Genomic DNA, 14698 nt, shown 5'->3' with positions numbered 1-14698 from the left:
TTACTTCCTAATTAGATAGATACTTCCAAAATTTTCTTCTTGGAGCAATTGAATCTCCTGTACTTTCACTAATTCCAAGGTTGCTAAAAAGAGAGTGATGACCTCGTTCATGTCCTTGGTCTCAGTAAATAACTCCTGTAAGGCCAATTTTTTTTGACTCTTACAGCGTTCCAAGACCACATCCATCATGTCTTCAATCTTATATTCATCTTTGACAATGGTAGTATGACTATGACGAAATTCTTCTCTTTTTTTAGCTAATAAGCCAGAAAAGGCCAAAAACAAATCAATGGCTGAGCGGTCATGCACCAACTCAGCATCTTCATAAACTAATTCAATCTTAGGCTTAGAATAATATTGAGCCCGCTCTTCGTGCTGCTCCGCCATTTTCTCACCGAGAAGTTTAAATTTACGATACTCCTCAATTTGACTCAACAGGTCATGTTCTAAATCTTCCTCTAAGTCAGCATCATCCACTACTTTAGGTAGAAGTTTGCGACTTTTAATAAGCATAAGCTGACTAGCCATGACCATATATTCCCCAGCCACCTCCAGGCGCATGGCCTGCAAGGTCGCAACATAGGCTAAATATTGTTCAATAACCTCTGTAATTGGAACATCATAAATATCCATCTGGTACTTGGAAACTAAATGGAGTAGCAAATCCAGGGGTCCCTCAAAATCTTTAATTTTTATATCCATTATCTATATTTTTCTAATGTAGTAATACTTTTCAACCCTAGATCACGAGCGATATCATGCAGGCTTCGATTATCTTTCAACTGTCGCAAAATATATTGTTCTCTCAAACTCTGAGCAGACAAACCTGCCTGCCCTTTTTCTGATAAAAATGCCTCTAGTTGACGAAAGGCCCACTGTCTCGAATAAGGTTTTCCTTTTTTTTCAAATAAATAGGTCCCTGAAGCCATCCTACTTAATTCTTCTGTCAATTTGGAAGAAAGTTGGACAATCCTCTTTTGACCCGCTTTCTCAACACTTAAAATCTGAAAATCAAACTGGATATCCGTGACTTTTATAGGCAAAATTTCACTCGGCAAAAGACCATTTTCTAAAATCAGAAGGGCAATTAAACGCCCCTGAGGAACTTGACTCTCCTGCCAAAAAACTGATAAATCAAGGAGCGAACCTTGTGAAGAGCTTTCTTTCTGATCCTTGGGAATACTTAATTTGTAGTAATGTTCTATATATTTCTTATTATAGAGAAAATACAAAAATTGGTTAACTGCTGATAATTTCCGTTTTTGCACAGAAAGCTTTAAAGGCTGCAAAGAAGACTGATAGAGGCGCAGACTAGTATCATTTATTGTTCCAACTTGTTCAAGGAATTGTTCTAAATCGTAGGTATAAGCAAGCCTGGAATTTTTAGATAACTGTTTTTGCTGTATAAACTGGTCGATTGCTTCTTTCATTTAGCTTTCATCTCATATCTGCTTGAAAAATCATGCAAAAGGGCATTAACTGCTTTGAGAATCGACTTTCTCGTGATAATTCCATGAAAATGCTGATCTTCTCCTACCACAGGCAAGAAGGACTCATCTATCAATTTATGCAAGACTTCTGAAATCGTGTAATCAACTCCTACAGTTAAGCCATTTGTTTTAGTCATGTGAACGATGTCCATCGCCATAAATTCTTCTTCTGGAAGATCATGCTGCATCCGATAAGCCATGATATCTGTCAGAGAAATAGTCCCGACAAATTTCTTTTCATCCGTCACAACTGGAATTCGCGAATAGGTCATCTGACTCAACAACAAAATAGCGTGATCAACATTGTGACTGTCTACCAACACTGCTAAATTTTCAGCAGGTGTCAGAAAAGCACCTTCTTGTTTCACAAGATATTCTTCAAATGCCTGGGCTATCATCTAGCAAACTCCTTTGACAAACTTGGGTATAGTTGATGCTGACGAGTGAAATAATCCACTCTGAAACGATCTTCTTCAATTTCAACCTTAGCATAAAGACGCTCCGTAATCAAACCACGGGGTTGACTGATAGACCCTGGATTTAAAAAGAGAGTCTTCCCTTCCATCCAAGCATCCGGGATATGTAGGTGGCCATAAAGACAAATATCCGCATTTTCTTCTTGGGCCCACAAATCTAGCTTTTGAAAAGAAAAGTTAATTTGGAATAAATGACCGTGAGCTTGAGCTATACGAGTCCCATTCAAATCTGTCACTAGTCGATCCGGATAGCCATCATAAAAGTCCATATTGCCAGCAACAACGTGAATCCCCTCCCAAACAGGGTCATCGCTTGGCAATTCAGAGTCACCATTGTGGAAAATGCCGTCTACCTTACCTAAGTAATAATTTTTTATCTCCTCGACAATTGAGCGATCACCATGAGAGTCACTCATTACAATGATTGTTTGCTTTGCCATGCTGGAAATACCTCCATTAACTTTTTCACTGCCTGAGCGCGATGAGATTGCTCATTCTTCTCTTCTACTGTCAGCTCAGCTGATGTCTTGCCTGTTTCACCAACCAAAAAGAGAGGATCATAACCAAAGCCATTTTCTCCTTTTGGCTCAAAATTGATATAACCAGGCCAGTCAGCCTCAACTACTAAACTTTCTTTTTCAGGACTGGCCACGACCAATGTTGTATGAAAATGAGCTGCACGATCCTTTAATTCAAAGACCATAGCCAACTCATGCAAGAGCTTAATATTATTCTCCGCATCGGTTGCACCTACTCCAGCAAAGCGAGCGGACCAGACTCCAGGAAGTCCTCCAAGAATATCAACTTGTAAACCCGAATCATCAGCTAAAACCATTTTCCCAGTTAGCTGGCTAATGGTTTCTGCCTTGAGCCGGGCATTTTCTTCAAAGGTCATTCCTGTTTCAGCCACTTCTGGCAAGTCGGGGTAGTCATTGAGATTCTCAACCTTGTAGCCCAATTTTCCAAATAACTTTCGAAACTCTTTCGTTTTGCCTTCATTTCGAGTAGCGATTAAAAGAGTATCCTTGACTTCTTTAGCTCCCAAAAAATCAGTCAATGAAACTCCGCCTTGAGGTATATAGACATACAAAAGTTGGCCTGACTCCACTACAAGTAAAGCCCCTTGACGCTGGATCAGTTCTAACTTTCTTTTAGCCTCTTCATTGATAAGGTCTACTAAAAAGACCAATAAGCGATATGCAGAATGGTAACGTAAAATCGTCACTTCAATTGGGAAATTATGTCCATCCTTATTCAGAGCTACTTGCAAATCTTCTAAAATTTTGCAAGCCTCAGCTGATACCTGCGAAAAATTACTAAAAGATTCCGTTTCGCTCCACTTAGTGATATACCAGTCTTGGTCATCCTTATATTCGTATATTTTTTCACTCATAAATCTATATGCTCCACGCTTACCTTCTGTCCAAGCCAATGTTCAGCAATCTCAGCAAAACTCTTAGCACTGGCTGTTGTATAAAAACGATGCTGCAAAGTCTGTTCTTCTCGGCTACGATTAATTTCAAAGTAGTTTAAAAGAACAGAGATATCCCTTACACACTCTGCCCCACTGTCAATCAGTTTAACATCCGGTCCCATCACATTTTGAATAATAGATCTCAGGAGAGGATAATGTGTACAACCCAGAACAAGCGTGTCCACCTTCCCTGCTAACGGAAGCAAGGTCTCATAGACAACTTTTTTTGTAACACTGGACGTTAGCTCATTTGACTCAACTAGAGGAACAAACTTAGGACAAGCCAAGCTACTAACCTCCATCTCAGGTGACAAAGCTTCAATTTTCTTGCGATAGATATCTGAAGTGACTGTCATTGGTGTCCCAATCACTCCAATCTTTCCTGAATGAGTTGACTTTATTGCTGCAGAAGCCCCAGGTAGAATTACTCCTAAAACTGGAATATCTAGTTTTTCTTTAATCTCTTCCCAGACAACAGCTGTCGCTGTATTACAAGCAATAACTATCATTTTCACATCTTTAGTCAAAAGAAAATTGACCAGTTGCCAGGTATAGTCTCTGATTTGCTCAGCTGGTCTTGGTCCATAAGGAGCACGAGCAGAATCCCCGATATAAATGACTTCTTCGTGGGGAAGCTGTCGCATCAATTCACGTACAACCGTCAAACCGCCCACTCCGGAATCTAGAAAACCAATCGGTCGATTATCCATAAAATCTTCTTTCTAAATAAGGGATTGGGCCTACAGCCCAAATCCCCTTTTGATATTTAATAATCAAATGATTATTTTTTCTTTTTGCTGTTAGCTAAAGCTGATTTCTGTTGGTTGATAATTTGGCGATAAACTTGTTGGACTTTTGCCTCACTTGGACGCTGTCCACTTGCTCCAAGCAAAGTACGAACTGCTTCCACATTCAAACGCGGATTTTCAGCAAATTCTTTTTCGACTTGCTTACGAAGGATATACATTCCTGCAAATACACCACCTGCAAAAGCAAGAATAATCAGCAAAATTGCTAAAAATAAACTCATAAAATAAATCTCCTATTTCCTTTTTTGCGTTGCTTTCATTATACCAAATCTTCTTTATTTTTCAAAGTCAAATCCATAGAGAGTCGCAAAATAATCTTCTGGTCTTTCAGCTCGACGAATCATACGAACATTTCCATCTTCTTCCAAGAGAATTTCGCTGGAACGAAGTTTGGCATTGTACTGATACCCCATTGAAAAGCCATGGGCACCTGTATCGTGAATTACGAGTGTATCACCGATTTGGCTGATAGGCAGCGGACGATTAATGGCAAATTTATCATTATTCTCACAGAGACTACCGACAACATCCACAATCTCCGTCTCACCCTCAGGTCGATCCATATTGGTAATGTGGTGATAAGAACCATACATAGCTGGACGCAGCAGATTAACCGCTGAGGCATCCACCCCCAGATAGGTTCGGTAGGTCTGCTTCTTATGGGTAACCTTGGTAACAAGTAGGCCAAAAGGTGCCAACATAAAGCGACCCAGCTCTGTATAAATCTTGACCTTTCCTAGGCCAGCAGGTATCAGAATAGCTTCATAGGCCTGACGAACTCCTTGACCGATGACTGCAATGTCATTTTTCTCACCTTCAGGTTGGTAATTGATACCGACACCACCAGATAGATTGATAAAATCCAACTCAACTCCTGTCTCAGCCACTACTTCCACAGCCAGCTCAAAAAGCTGACGGGCCAGTTCAGGATAGTAGTCATTGCTGACAGTATTTGAGGCCAAGAGGGCATGGATCCCAAACTTCTCAGCTCCCAGCTCCTTGAGCTCTTTGAAAGCCTGAATCAACTGGTCCTTAGTCATACCAAACTTGGCTTCTTCTGGATTATCCATGATGCTGGTTTCCAGCTCAAAGACACCGCCAGGGTTGTAACGGCAAGAAATGACCTTGGGAATACCAGCAGCCTCCTTTAAAAAAGCCACATCTTCATAGGCATCCAGATTGATAGTCGCTCCAAGGTCACGCGCAAACTGAAATTCCTCAGCTGGTGTGTTATTGGACGAAAACATGATATCCTGTCCAGCAAAGCCCAGCTTTTGACTCATGAGCAGTTCGACATAGCTGGCACAGTCCACCCCACAACCTTCTTCTTTGAGGATTTTTAAAATAGCAGGATTGGGAGTGGCCTTAACGGCAAAATACTCTTTAAAGCCTGGATTCCAAGAAAAGGCCTCATGCAGGGCACGCGCTCTTTCCCGAATTCCCTTCTCATCATAAAGATGGAAAGGGGTTGGAAACTGAGCCGTAATCTCGGCTAGCTTTTCACGACTGATAAAAGGAGTTTTCATAATATGCCACACTTTCATTGTAATTCACTCTATTATACCATAAGTATCTCATAAGCTTTCCACCCCAGTACATCTCCTTCGTATCTATCATTTTCTACCACCTTCATTCATATATTAACCGATCTTTTTCAAACTGGTTTTTTATTTTTATATTTTTCTACTATTTAAATATTAAAAAATGTACTTGTAGCAATATTTTAGAGTACTTTTATTCCTTGAATGAATTTGATTCATTTTGGCGCCTCCCCCTTGTTTTTTTCCTGAAAACGTTTTATAATAAGGTTGTCTTAAACTTTTCTTAAAGTTTGGTCAAACATTTTAATAAGGGGGAATGTCAATAATGAGTATTGGAATCATTATTGCAAGCCATGGTGAATTTGCTGCTGGCATTCATCAATCAGGTTCTATGATTTTTGGCGAACAAGAAAAAGTACAAGTTGTTACTTTTATGCCAAATGAAGGCCCTGATGATTTGTATGCTAAATTCAATAACGCTGTGGCACAGTTTGATGCGGACGATGAAGTCTTAGTCTTGGCTGACCTTTGGAGTGGTTCTCCATTCAACCAAGCTAGCCGTGTAATGGGTGAAAATCCAGATCGCAAGTTCGCTATTATTACAGGTTTGAATCTGCCAATGTTGATTCAAGCATATACAGAAAGAATGATGGATGCTAACGCTGGTGTTGATGCCGTAGTAGCTAATATCATCAAAGAAGCAAAAGAAGGTGTGAAAGCTCTGCCTGAAGAATTGAATCCAGCAGAAGAAGTTACAAGCGCTCCTGTTGCAGCAACTGCTCAAGCTGCTATTCCAGAAGGTACTGTCATCGGTGATGGCAAGCTCAAAATCAATCTTGCACGTATTGATACACGTTTGCTTCATGGACAAGTCGCAACTGCTTGGACACCAGATTCAAAAGCTGACCGTATTATCGTAGCTTCTGACTCAGTAGCTAAGGATGAACTTCGCAAAGAGTTAATCAAACAAGCTGCACCAGGTAATGTGAAAGCAAACGTTGTGCCTATCGACAAACTGATTGCTGTTTCAAAAGACCCACGCTTTGGTAATACTCATGCTCTGATCCTGTTTGAAACTCCTCAAGACGCTCTTCGTGCTATTGAAGGCGGTGTGCCAATCAAGACTCTCAATGTAGGTTCTATGGCTCACTCAACAGGTAAAACAATGGTTAACAATGTACTATCAATGGACAAGGACGATGTCGCTACTTACGAAAAACTCCGTGATCTTGGCGTTGAATTTGACGTTCGTAAAGTACCAAATGATTCTAAAAAAGATTTGTTTGACTTAATTACAAAAGCAAACGTTCAATAATACATTAATTGAATAAAATTTGGACAGATAGTTTAGCAAAGCTACACCTCTCAGTTCTTTCTAGGTTTTGCCTGACTATTTTACGTCCTCATATCTCATGAAAGGATAATTATAAATCATGTCTATTATTTCTATGGTTTTAGTGGTCTTTGTTGCCTTCCTTGCTGGTCTTGAAGGTATCTTGGACCAATTCCAATTCCACCAACCAATTGTTGCATGTACTTTGATTGGTTTGGTAACAGGTAACTTAACTGTCGGTGTTATGCTAGGCGGTTCACTTCAGCTAATCGCTCTTGGTTGGGCAAATATCGGCGCTGCTGTAGCTCCCGATGTAGCTCTTGCATCCGTAGCATCTGCAATTATTTTAGTGCAGAGCGGTGGTGCAAAAGATGATATCTCAGTAGCTACAGCCACAGCTATTCCTCTTGCAGTAGCTGGTCTCTTTTTGACCATGATTGTCCGTACTGCTTCAGTTGCCCTAGTTCATGGTGCTGATTCTGCTGCTAAAAAAGGAGATATTCGTGGTGTTGAAAGAGCACATTATACTGCCCTCCTCCTCCAAGGGTTACGTATTGCAGTCCCTGCTATTCTTTTACTTTTGATTCCTGCGGAATCAGTAAAAGCAGCTCTTCAATCAATGCCAGTTTGGCTCAAAGAAGGGATGGAAGTAGGCGGTAGCATGGTCGTAGCTGTCGGTTATGCTATGGTTATCAACATGATGGCAACCCGTGAAGTATGGCCTTTCTTCGCTATTGGTTTCGCTCTTGCTGCTGTTAGTGGTTTATCTCTCATCGCTTTTGGTACAATCGGTGTTGCACTTGCTCTTATTTACATTAACCTTTCTAAGAAAGGTGGAAATGGTGGTGTAGCAGTCGCTTCATCTAACGACCCAATCGGCGATATTTTAGAGGACTACTAAGAAAGGAGAAACGAATCATGACTGAAAAACTGCAATTAACAAAATCAGATCGTCAAAAAGTTTGGTGGCGTTCTACTTTCTTACAAGGTTCTTGGAACTATGAACGCATGCAAAACTTGGGTTGGGCTTATTCACTAATCCCAGCAATTAAAAGATTGTACACTAAAAAGGAAGACCAGGCTGCAGCTCTTGAGCGTCACTTGGAATTCTTCAACACTCACCCATATGTTGCAGCTCCTATTCTTGGTGTAACACTTGCACTTGAAGAAGAAAAAGCAAACGGTGCGTCAATTGATGATGCAGCTATCCAAGGGGTTAAGATTGGTATGATGGGACCTCTTGCTGGTATCGGAGACCCTGTTTTCTGGTTTACTGTACGACCAATTTTAGGAGCACTAGGAGCTTCTCTAGCCGCATCAGGAAATATCATCGGTCCACTACTTTTCTTTGTTCTTTGGAATGCAATTCGTATGGCTTTCCTCTGGTACACACAAGAATTGGGCTACAAGGCTGGTTCTGAAATCACCAAAGATATGTCTGGTGGTATCCTCCAAGATATTACCAAAGGTGCCTCTATCTTGGGTATGTTTATCATTGGTGTTCTTGTAAAACAATGGGTCAACATTGGTTTCAAAATTGCCTTGCCATCTACAACTCTTACAGATCCAAAAGCTTATGTTGAAATTCCTAACGGCCCTGTAACCGGAGAGAAATTAGTTGAAATATTAAACAGAGCCCCTGGTGTAAACCTTGGACCAGTAAAACAAAATACCCTACAAGGTCAACTTGATTCTTTAATACCAGGACTGCTAGGATTACTCTTAACATTCCTCTGTATGTGGTTATTGAAGAAAAAAGTTTCACCAATCATTATCATCGTTGCATTATTTATTGTTGGTATTGTTGCTCACTACTTCAATATTATGTAATCAAAAAGAAGGTTTCGGCCTTCTTTTTCTTGTGGTATAATAGAAAGAGATTTACTTTGAAGGAGCAATTATGGCGCAATCACAAAACAAAACAGTTGAATTTAATACCACTGGCGTTTCCTACCTCGGATTAGGCGGTAAGGTTGGGAAATTTTTAATCGGCGAGACAGCTCTTGAGTTTTATGCTGATGCCAATGTAGAAGATTATATTCAGCTGCCTTGGACTAGCATCACTGCTATCGGCGCCAATGTTTCTGGCAAGAAAGTCAGCCGCCACTTTGAAATCTGGACTGACAAAGGAAAATTTCTCTTTGCCTCCAAAGACTCTGGCAAGATACTCAAAATTGCTCGGGAGCATATCGGCAACGACAAGGTGGTTAGATTGCCGACTCTGTTACAAAAAATTGCTGGAATCTTTAAGAAGAAAAAATAGGGTTGAAAAAGTTTCAACCTTATTTTTTATATTTTCGACTAAGACAAAAGTTGCTTATATCAGCAAAATGGAGCTAGCAAAAAAAAATTGAAAAGTGAAACAATCTGAGAATGCACTATTTCAGCCATTTGAAATAATAGGGTGGGGTAAGCTGACATTATCAATGCAAGACCGCAGCAGCAAGATCTCGTTCATCTGCCCTTCTAAAACGAATCATGATAGCTACCTCTTCAAATCTTTTCTGCCAATTTCTCTAAAAAATCTTGACGTTTTTCAGCTGTAGACTGAGAAATATTCCCGAAATTCAACCAACGGCGCTGTCTAGCACCGATAGACTTAAAGGTATGTCCCAACATGGCTTTCTTGACGACGTCACCACAGAAATACTTAAGATAGAAGGTTGGTGCTGCAGAGGTAGTAATAGCCAACACCTCTTTAATATTGGTCAGACGACCAACTAACTGGCGAGTTTTGCTCTCCTCGTAAATCTTATTTTTCAAAAAGACCTTATCTTCAAAGCCCTTGACAATAGCTGGCATATCCGCCCACCAGATAGGAAAAATCATGATAAGGCGGTCACAGGACGCAAGAGCTTCCTGATATTTTAAAACCAGTGGGTCAAGTGCCTGCCCTTTATTAAAAAGTGCTAGCTCTTCCTTGGTATAGACTGGATTAAAACCATCCTCATAGAGATCGATCAATTCATAGGTCTGACCTTTCTTCTCCAACAAATCTTGAACCTGCTCTAAAATAGCATGGTTAAAGCTTTTCTCATAGGGATGTGCATAAACAATGAGATTTTTAATCATGTTTGTAACCTCCTAGTAAATCATTGAACATTGAGCGATAGACTTCCTCATCAAAAGGCTCCAAGCCTTTAGCAATAAAATGACCATAGCCTGTGATGAAGGTGTCCAGCTTGAGCAAAAGAATCTTTTTCTCTTTCTGACTCTCAATAGGTAGCAGATCCAGATAAACCACTGTCTTATTCCCGATTTCCAGAAGCTCACCTTTCCGGTAAGCCTCTGTCGCTACAGGGCTGAAAAAGAGAAAATCCATTATCTGACTGTTGGTCTTGTATTCCGATAAAAGAAAGAGTCCTATTTGCCAAATGCAATCCAGAGGATCAGAGACTCCATCTAGATACTGCTCCTCTAAACGCTTAAGCTGCTTCTGGTTTTCCAAAAGACAGACCTGATAGTAAAGTTCCTCCTTATCCTCAAAAGCCTTGTAGAAAGCACCAGTCGTAACCCCCAGCAGAGATGCCAGTTTCCTTAGGGGGATATTCTGATAGCCATACTCTCTGATAAGCTGGCTTGCCTTTTCAATCATACGGTCACGCGTTGTTTGTTTTACCATAAGAACTCCTTTAGATAACTATGTTACCTTTATCTAAAGATAACATAGTTATCTTTCTCTGTCAAGATTTTTCCCATCCTGGGATTTACATTTTCCGGAAAATCCTGTATAATAGTCGAAACGGATAAGTACTATTGGGCACTTTTCAGAAAGTCTGCGGTGGCTGTGAGCAGATAAGGAGAAAATAGGAAATTCTACCGTTAGTTTAAAAATAAATAATTAAGCAAGTGCACTTTTGTGAAGTTGGATGGAACCGCGGCCCTGCCGCTCCAACAGTTTCATAAAGTGCTTTTATTTTTTGGAGGTACCTATGTTAGATTTAAAACGTATCCGCACTGACTTTGATACTGTCGCTGAAAAATTAGCTACGCGAGGTGTTGACGCTGCTACCCTTAACCAAATGAAAACCATTGACAAAGAACGCCGGGATTTATTGGTAAAGGTCGAAGAACTCAAAGCAGAGCGCAATACTGTTTCTGCTGAGATTGCTCAAGCTAAACGCAACAAAGAAAATGCAGATGACAAGATTGCTGCCATGCAAAAACTCTCTGCTGAAGTCAAGAACTTAGACGCAACCTTGGCTGAACTGGATGCTAAGTTGACTGAATTCACTACTACTCTACCTAACATTCCACACGAAAGTGTTCCTGTGGGAGCAGATGAGGACGAAAACGTCGAAGTACGTCGCTGGGGTACACCGCGCCAATTTGACTTTGAAGCTAAGGCTCACTGGGATTTGGGTGAAGATCTGGATATCTTAGACTGGGAGCGCGGGGCAAAAGTTACTGGTGCTCGCTTCCTCTTCTATAAGGGCTTGGGAGCAAGACTTGAGCGTGCTATCTATAACTTCATGCTGGATGAGCATGGCAAAGAAGGCTATACCGAAGTCATCACTCCTTATATGGTAAACCATGATTCCATGTTTGGGACTGGGCAGTATCCTAAGTTCAAAGAAGATACGTTTGAGCTAAGCGATACCAACTTCGTTCTGATTCCGACTGCTGAAGTTCCACTGACCAACTACTATCGAGACGAAATTTTAGATGGAAAAGAATTGCCAATCTACTTCACTGCTATGAGCCCATCATTCCGCTCTGAAGCTGGCTCTGCTGGTCGTGACACGCGCGGTCTCATCCGTCTGCACCAATTCCACAAGGTTGAAATGGTGAAATTTGCTAAGCCAGAAGAATCTTATCAAGAGCTGGAAAAGATGACTGCCAACGCTGAAAACATCCTGCAAAAGCTGAATTTACCTTACCGAGTTGTAGCACTCTGTACTGGAGATATGGGCTTCTCAGCTGCTAAAACCTACGACTTGGAAGTTTGGATTCCTGCTCAGAACACCTACCGTGAAATCTCTAGTTGCTCTAACACAGAAGATTTCCAAGCTCGTCGAGCTCAAATTCGCTACCGTGACGAAGCAGATGGTAAGGTCAAACTCCTTCATACTCTCAACGGTTCTGGACTGGCTGTCGGACGCACAGTGGCTGCTATCTTAGAAAATTACCAAAACGAAGATGGCTCTGTGACTATCCCAGAGGTTCTGCGTCCGTACATGGGTGGATTAGAAGTCATCTCACCAAAATAAAAGCAGATTCTCCTGATACTTTGCCTATATCACTAGGTCTAAGTACAGACTTATTTTACTAAAATAAAAAAATCCGAGATCAACTCAGAGAAAATCAAAAACAGATTTTCAAAGAGTATCATCTTGGATTTTTTCTTATCTTTCTGACCAGCAATGAGACTGTATCGTAAAAACAGACATAGACGACAACTCAAAAGTCAGAAAGGATATATAGCAACTTAACTACTTTCACAAAATATATCTAGCTCACATAGGAAATAAATAAAAGGTAGCCTACTAGACTTGAAATATGGAGCAAGAGTCACTAAAAATGTTAGCTTATGTCGATCCTTGCAATTGTTTTGAGATGACAAGGCTACGTTAGTGTCAGAAATAAGCAAATCATCAAGACTATTCAAGAAACCAGAGCAGCTTTAATTGCTTACAAAGTGACTCTTTTGCATCATCGTCTTAATGTCCATTCCACTGATAAATCAGTCACTGATTTGCTATCATTTTTATGAAACTTCTAAAATATGCCGCAGCTGGACTGCACTCGGTGAGACAATGGGAAGAAAAGCTCCTTCGTTCCAACGTCGGATAAACCCAGAAGTCGAATTACTCAAGTATCCTCTGCCTCCACTAGCCTGTAGCTCCAAGAGCAGACTTTGAGCCACTACATCAACTATATCAATTCGCAGCTGGAAGAGCTCCTTAGGACGCTCAACAAAATAAGCAGGCTGGAGAAGACCTCTATAGAGCTGGTCCTGGATTTCAGTCAGAGCAGCCACTTGCTCCTCCCACTCCTCTCTCAAAATAGAGCGGACTGACAGATTAGCTTCGACCTCCTCCAGCGATTTCTCTGCTAGGCCAAGAGCCAAACCAAACTGATAACCTAGAAAAGCTGGGCGATTTTCTGCCAAAAAGGCCTGGGCATCTTGTGCAAGAATCCATTCCTCTTGCAAAGGCACATGATTAAAGGTCAGGGCAGCTGTATTTCCCCCTTGTAAAGATACAAACTCTAAATCCGCTGAACGGGAGAAATTCTCTGCATCAGACGGCACAGCCAGAACCAGCGGCTGGTGGCTCCCGTCTTCGAAACCGGCAACAAATATGCTGAGGAAGCGATCCGCGCGAGCATTGGTTACCCAAGGCAGACGCCCTTTCAGATAAAGCTGTCCGTCTTCCTCCACGATAGACACATTTAACTCTTCTAGGTCCGACAAGAATTTAACGGCATTGGACAGGGCTGTAGCACCTGCATATTCCCCTGACAGGAGCCCCTCCAAATAGTGGTCTCTAAAGTAGGGATTAGCAGACTTTAAGACGTTATCAATAAAGGTCCTTTGTCCCCAAGAGATAAAGGATGCAGTCAAGGAATGATGAGCCAGCTCCTTGAGCACTTCTATCACATCCGTATCATTGCCACCTCGGCCTCCCAGCTCTTCTGGAACGCCAACCCGAAAGGCTCCTTCAGCAGCGATACGCTCAATCAGTTGGTTACCCGCTGCACAGGATTCTTTGTCAATCTGATCAGCGTGGTCATCCAACCAGTTGATAAACTCTTCTGAAAAAAATGTCATTTGCCACCTCCTCAAAGACTAGGCATAAGGCTGCAATTCCGGATTAATTGGCGTGTTGGCCAGATTATTGGCATAATTGCAGAGGGTCGCAAGGCTAACACCCAGAACTACATCCAGAGCATTCTCATGCGTATAACCCGCTTCTAGGAAGTCTGCCAAAGCCTCATCTCCGACCCGTCCCTTGGTATTGATGACAGCAATGGTAAATTTAGCAAGGGTATCTAGCTTCGGATCTGTATCAATCGGAGTACGATTACGTAGAGCCTCCAAAAGATCATCATTCATTTGAATCTGCTTGATTGAAAAAGCTGTATGACCCGCTACACAGAAAGCACAACCGTTGGTAACTGCAGCCGTAATCTGCACTACTTCACGCTCAGTCGGTGTCAGGCTGTTACGGCGATTGATGGCTCCAACCGTCCGATATGTTTCCAAAGCCGTTGGCGCATTGGCCAAAAGACCGATAAGATTAGGAATGTAACCCCCGTTATCTTTTTGGACAGTTTCTAGGACTTCCCTCACTTCAGCAGGTGCGGACTCAATTGTATGGATAGTAAATTCTGACATAAATGACCTCTTTTCTTTTAATTAGCAACTATCTTAACATAGGTTCTACAGCTTGTATAATATATATTTTATATAAGTCCTATAAAGAGAATATAATGCAGTAATTCAAACTAAAATTTTTTACCTAAATTTATCGTGATCAAACAAAAGTTTAAACAAAAAAAGAAGCCTTCTGGCTTCTTTTTTTATTTTTTCACCTCTATGGTTACTAAAAGACTTTTTCATTAGCAATTCTT

The 14698-nt window shown here is 41.2% G+C and carries 17 protein-coding genes; 5 read left to right on the top strand and 12 right to left on the bottom strand.

The genetic code is table 11. From position 1 onward, the window contains the following. The 8 genes from HMPREF0847_RS00190 to HMPREF0847_RS00155 form a co-directional block, all read right to left on the bottom strand. Window positions 1-702, bottom strand: coding sequence for a segregation/condensation protein A (locus tag HMPREF0847_RS00190; RefSeq protein ID WP_008809592.1), 702 nt, complete (start codon window positions 700-702; stop codon window positions 1-3). Next, on the bottom strand, window positions 702-1430 hold the full coding sequence (gene xerD / locus HMPREF0847_RS00185) for a site-specific tyrosine recombinase XerD (RefSeq protein ID WP_008809593.1): 729 nt from the start codon (window positions 1428-1430) through the stop codon (window positions 702-704). The genes HMPREF0847_RS00190 and xerD overlap by 1 nt, the downstream gene beginning before the upstream one ends. Then, entirely contained in the window at window positions 1427-1888 is a 462-nt protein-coding gene (gene cbpB / locus HMPREF0847_RS00180) for a cyclic-di-AMP-binding protein CbpB (protein ID WP_008809594.1), read from the bottom strand. The genes xerD and cbpB overlap by 4 nt, the downstream gene beginning before the upstream one ends. Further along, a complete protein-coding gene (locus HMPREF0847_RS00175; RefSeq protein ID WP_008809595.1) occupies window positions 1885-2406 on the bottom strand; it encodes a metallophosphoesterase in 522 nt (173 codons plus the stop codon). The genes cbpB and HMPREF0847_RS00175 overlap by 4 nt, the downstream gene beginning before the upstream one ends. Continuing rightward, window positions 2382-3359 carry a nucleoside-triphosphate diphosphatase gene (locus HMPREF0847_RS00170; RefSeq protein WP_008809596.1) on the bottom strand — a complete coding sequence of 326 codons (978 nt, stop codon included), beginning with the start codon at window positions 3357-3359 and terminating at the stop codon, window positions 2382-2384. Before HMPREF0847_RS00170 ends, HMPREF0847_RS00175 begins: the two co-directional genes overlap by 25 nt. Continuing rightward, a complete protein-coding gene (racE, locus tag HMPREF0847_RS00165) occupies window positions 3356-4150 on the bottom strand; it encodes a glutamate racemase (RefSeq protein ID WP_008809597.1) in 795 nt (264 codons plus the stop codon). The genes HMPREF0847_RS00170 and racE overlap by 4 nt, the downstream gene beginning before the upstream one ends. Window positions 4151-4221: 71 nt before the next feature. Further along, entirely contained in the window at window positions 4222-4470 is a 249-nt protein-coding gene (locus tag HMPREF0847_RS00160; protein ID WP_008809598.1) for a YneF family protein, read from the bottom strand. A 54-nt stretch (window positions 4471-4524) separates the two neighbouring features. Then, complete coding sequence (locus tag HMPREF0847_RS00155; RefSeq protein WP_008809599.1) at window positions 4525-5775, bottom strand: diaminopimelate decarboxylase; 1251 nt, start codon at window positions 5773-5775, stop codon at window positions 4525-4527. A 340-nt stretch (window positions 5776-6115) separates the two neighbouring features. Between HMPREF0847_RS00155 and HMPREF0847_RS00150 the strand changes: the two genes are divergently transcribed. From HMPREF0847_RS00150 to HMPREF0847_RS00135, 4 genes are all read left to right on the top strand, one after another. Next, on the top strand, window positions 6116-7105 hold the full coding sequence (locus HMPREF0847_RS00150) for a PTS sugar transporter subunit IIB (protein ID WP_020992568.1): 990 nt from the start codon (window positions 6116-6118) through the stop codon (window positions 7103-7105). A 118-nt stretch (window positions 7106-7223) separates the two neighbouring features. After that, window positions 7224-8024, top strand: a complete 801-nt coding sequence (locus HMPREF0847_RS00145; protein WP_008809601.1) for a PTS mannose/fructose/sorbose transporter subunit IIC — start codon at window positions 7224-7226, stop codon at window positions 8022-8024. 17 nt (window positions 8025-8041) lie between these two features. Beyond that, entirely contained in the window at window positions 8042-8953 is a 912-nt protein-coding gene (locus HMPREF0847_RS00140) for a PTS system mannose/fructose/sorbose family transporter subunit IID (protein ID WP_008809602.1), read from the top strand. A gap of 70 nt (window positions 8954-9023) precedes the next feature. Then, the gene (locus HMPREF0847_RS00135; RefSeq protein WP_002908911.1) at window positions 9024-9386 is read left to right on the top strand and encodes a DUF956 family protein; all 363 of its coding nucleotides are present in this window, start codon (window positions 9024-9026) and stop codon (window positions 9384-9386) included. A gap of 230 nt (window positions 9387-9616) precedes the next feature. On the opposite strand, the gene HMPREF0847_RS00130 is transcribed toward HMPREF0847_RS00135, so the two are convergent. Then, on the bottom strand, window positions 9617-10195 hold the full coding sequence (locus HMPREF0847_RS00130; RefSeq protein WP_008809603.1) for an NAD(P)H-dependent oxidoreductase: 579 nt from the start codon (window positions 10193-10195) through the stop codon (window positions 9617-9619). Further along, the gene (locus tag HMPREF0847_RS00125) at window positions 10188-10745 is read right to left on the bottom strand and encodes a TetR/AcrR family transcriptional regulator (RefSeq protein WP_008809604.1); all 558 of its coding nucleotides are present in this window, start codon (window positions 10743-10745) and stop codon (window positions 10188-10190) included. The genes HMPREF0847_RS00130 and HMPREF0847_RS00125 overlap by 8 nt, the downstream gene beginning before the upstream one ends. 310 nt (window positions 10746-11055) lie before the next feature. On the opposite strand from HMPREF0847_RS00125, the gene serS reads away from it, so the two are divergent. Then, a complete protein-coding gene (serS, locus tag HMPREF0847_RS00120) occupies window positions 11056-12333 on the top strand; it encodes a serine--tRNA ligase (RefSeq protein WP_008809605.1) in 1278 nt (425 codons plus the stop codon). A gap of 497 nt (window positions 12334-12830) precedes the next feature. Here serS and HMPREF0847_RS00115 read toward each other — a convergent pair whose 3' ends face one another. Both HMPREF0847_RS00115 and HMPREF0847_RS00110 read right to left on the bottom strand, forming a co-directional pair. Next, window positions 12831-13895, bottom strand: coding sequence for an acyl-CoA dehydrogenase family protein (locus HMPREF0847_RS00115; RefSeq protein WP_008809606.1), 1065 nt, complete (start codon window positions 13893-13895; stop codon window positions 12831-12833). 18 nt (window positions 13896-13913) lie between these two features. Continuing rightward, a complete protein-coding gene (locus tag HMPREF0847_RS00110; protein ID WP_008809607.1) occupies window positions 13914-14462 on the bottom strand; it encodes a carboxymuconolactone decarboxylase family protein in 549 nt (182 codons plus the stop codon). Window positions 14463-14698 lie beyond the last annotated feature (236 nt).

Source organism: Streptococcus sp. 2_1_36FAA (assembly GCF_000161955.2).
GTDB lineage: Bacteria > Bacillota > Bacilli > Lactobacillales > Streptococcaceae > Streptococcus > Streptococcus gordonii.
This window is presented reverse-complemented; position numbering and strand designations above follow the sequence as displayed.

Bases quoted from the DNA above. Each gene is read 5' to 3' on its own strand.
- HMPREF0847_RS00160 (WP_008809598.1), bottom strand. From the start codon at position 4,470: ATGAGTTTATTTTTAGCAATTTTGCTGATTATTCTTGCTTTTGCAGGT.
- HMPREF0847_RS00130 (WP_008809603.1), bottom strand. From the start codon at position 10,195: ATGATTAAAAATCTCATTGTTTATGCACATCCCTATGAGAAAAGCTTT.
- HMPREF0847_RS00145 (WP_008809601.1), top strand. From the start codon at position 7,224: ATGTCTATTATTTCTATGGTTTTAGTGGTCTTTGTTGCCTTCCTTGCT.
- racE (WP_008809597.1), bottom strand. From the start codon at position 4,150: ATGGATAATCGACCGATTGGTTTTCTAGATTCCGGAGTGGGCGGTTTG.
- xerD (WP_008809593.1), bottom strand. From the start codon at position 1,430: ATGAAAGAAGCAATCGACCAGTTTATACAGCAAAAACAGTTATCTAAA.
- HMPREF0847_RS00135 (WP_002908911.1), top strand. From the start codon at position 9,024: ATGGCGCAATCACAAAACAAAACAGTTGAATTTAATACCACTGGCGTT.
- HMPREF0847_RS00155 (WP_008809599.1), bottom strand. From the start codon at position 5,775: ATGAAAACTCCTTTTATCAGTCGTGAAAAGCTAGCCGAGATTACGGCT.
- HMPREF0847_RS00175 (WP_008809595.1), bottom strand. From the start codon at position 2,406: ATGGCAAAGCAAACAATCATTGTAATGAGTGACTCTCATGGTGATCGC.
- serS (WP_008809605.1), top strand. From the start codon at position 11,056: ATGTTAGATTTAAAACGTATCCGCACTGACTTTGATACTGTCGCTGAA.
- HMPREF0847_RS00140 (WP_008809602.1), top strand. From the start codon at position 8,042: ATGACTGAAAAACTGCAATTAACAAAATCAGATCGTCAAAAAGTTTGG.
- cbpB (WP_008809594.1), bottom strand. From the start codon at position 1,888: ATGATAGCCCAGGCATTTGAAGAATATCTTGTGAAACAAGAAGGTGCT.
- HMPREF0847_RS00115 (WP_008809606.1), bottom strand. From the start codon at position 13,895: ATGACATTTTTTTCAGAAGAGTTTATCAACTGGTTGGATGACCACGCT.
- HMPREF0847_RS00150 (WP_020992568.1), top strand. From the start codon at position 6,116: ATGAGTATTGGAATCATTATTGCAAGCCATGGTGAATTTGCTGCTGGC.
- HMPREF0847_RS00170 (WP_008809596.1), bottom strand. From the start codon at position 3,359: ATGAGTGAAAAAATATACGAATATAAGGATGACCAAGACTGGTATATC.
- HMPREF0847_RS00190 (WP_008809592.1), bottom strand. From the start codon at position 702: ATGGATATAAAAATTAAAGATTTTGAGGGACCCCTGGATTTGCTACTC.
- HMPREF0847_RS00110 (WP_008809607.1), bottom strand. From the start codon at position 14,462: ATGTCAGAATTTACTATCCATACAATTGAGTCCGCACCTGCTGAAGTG.
- HMPREF0847_RS00125 (WP_008809604.1), bottom strand. From the start codon at position 10,745: ATGGTAAAACAAACAACGCGTGACCGTATGATTGAAAAGGCAAGCCAG.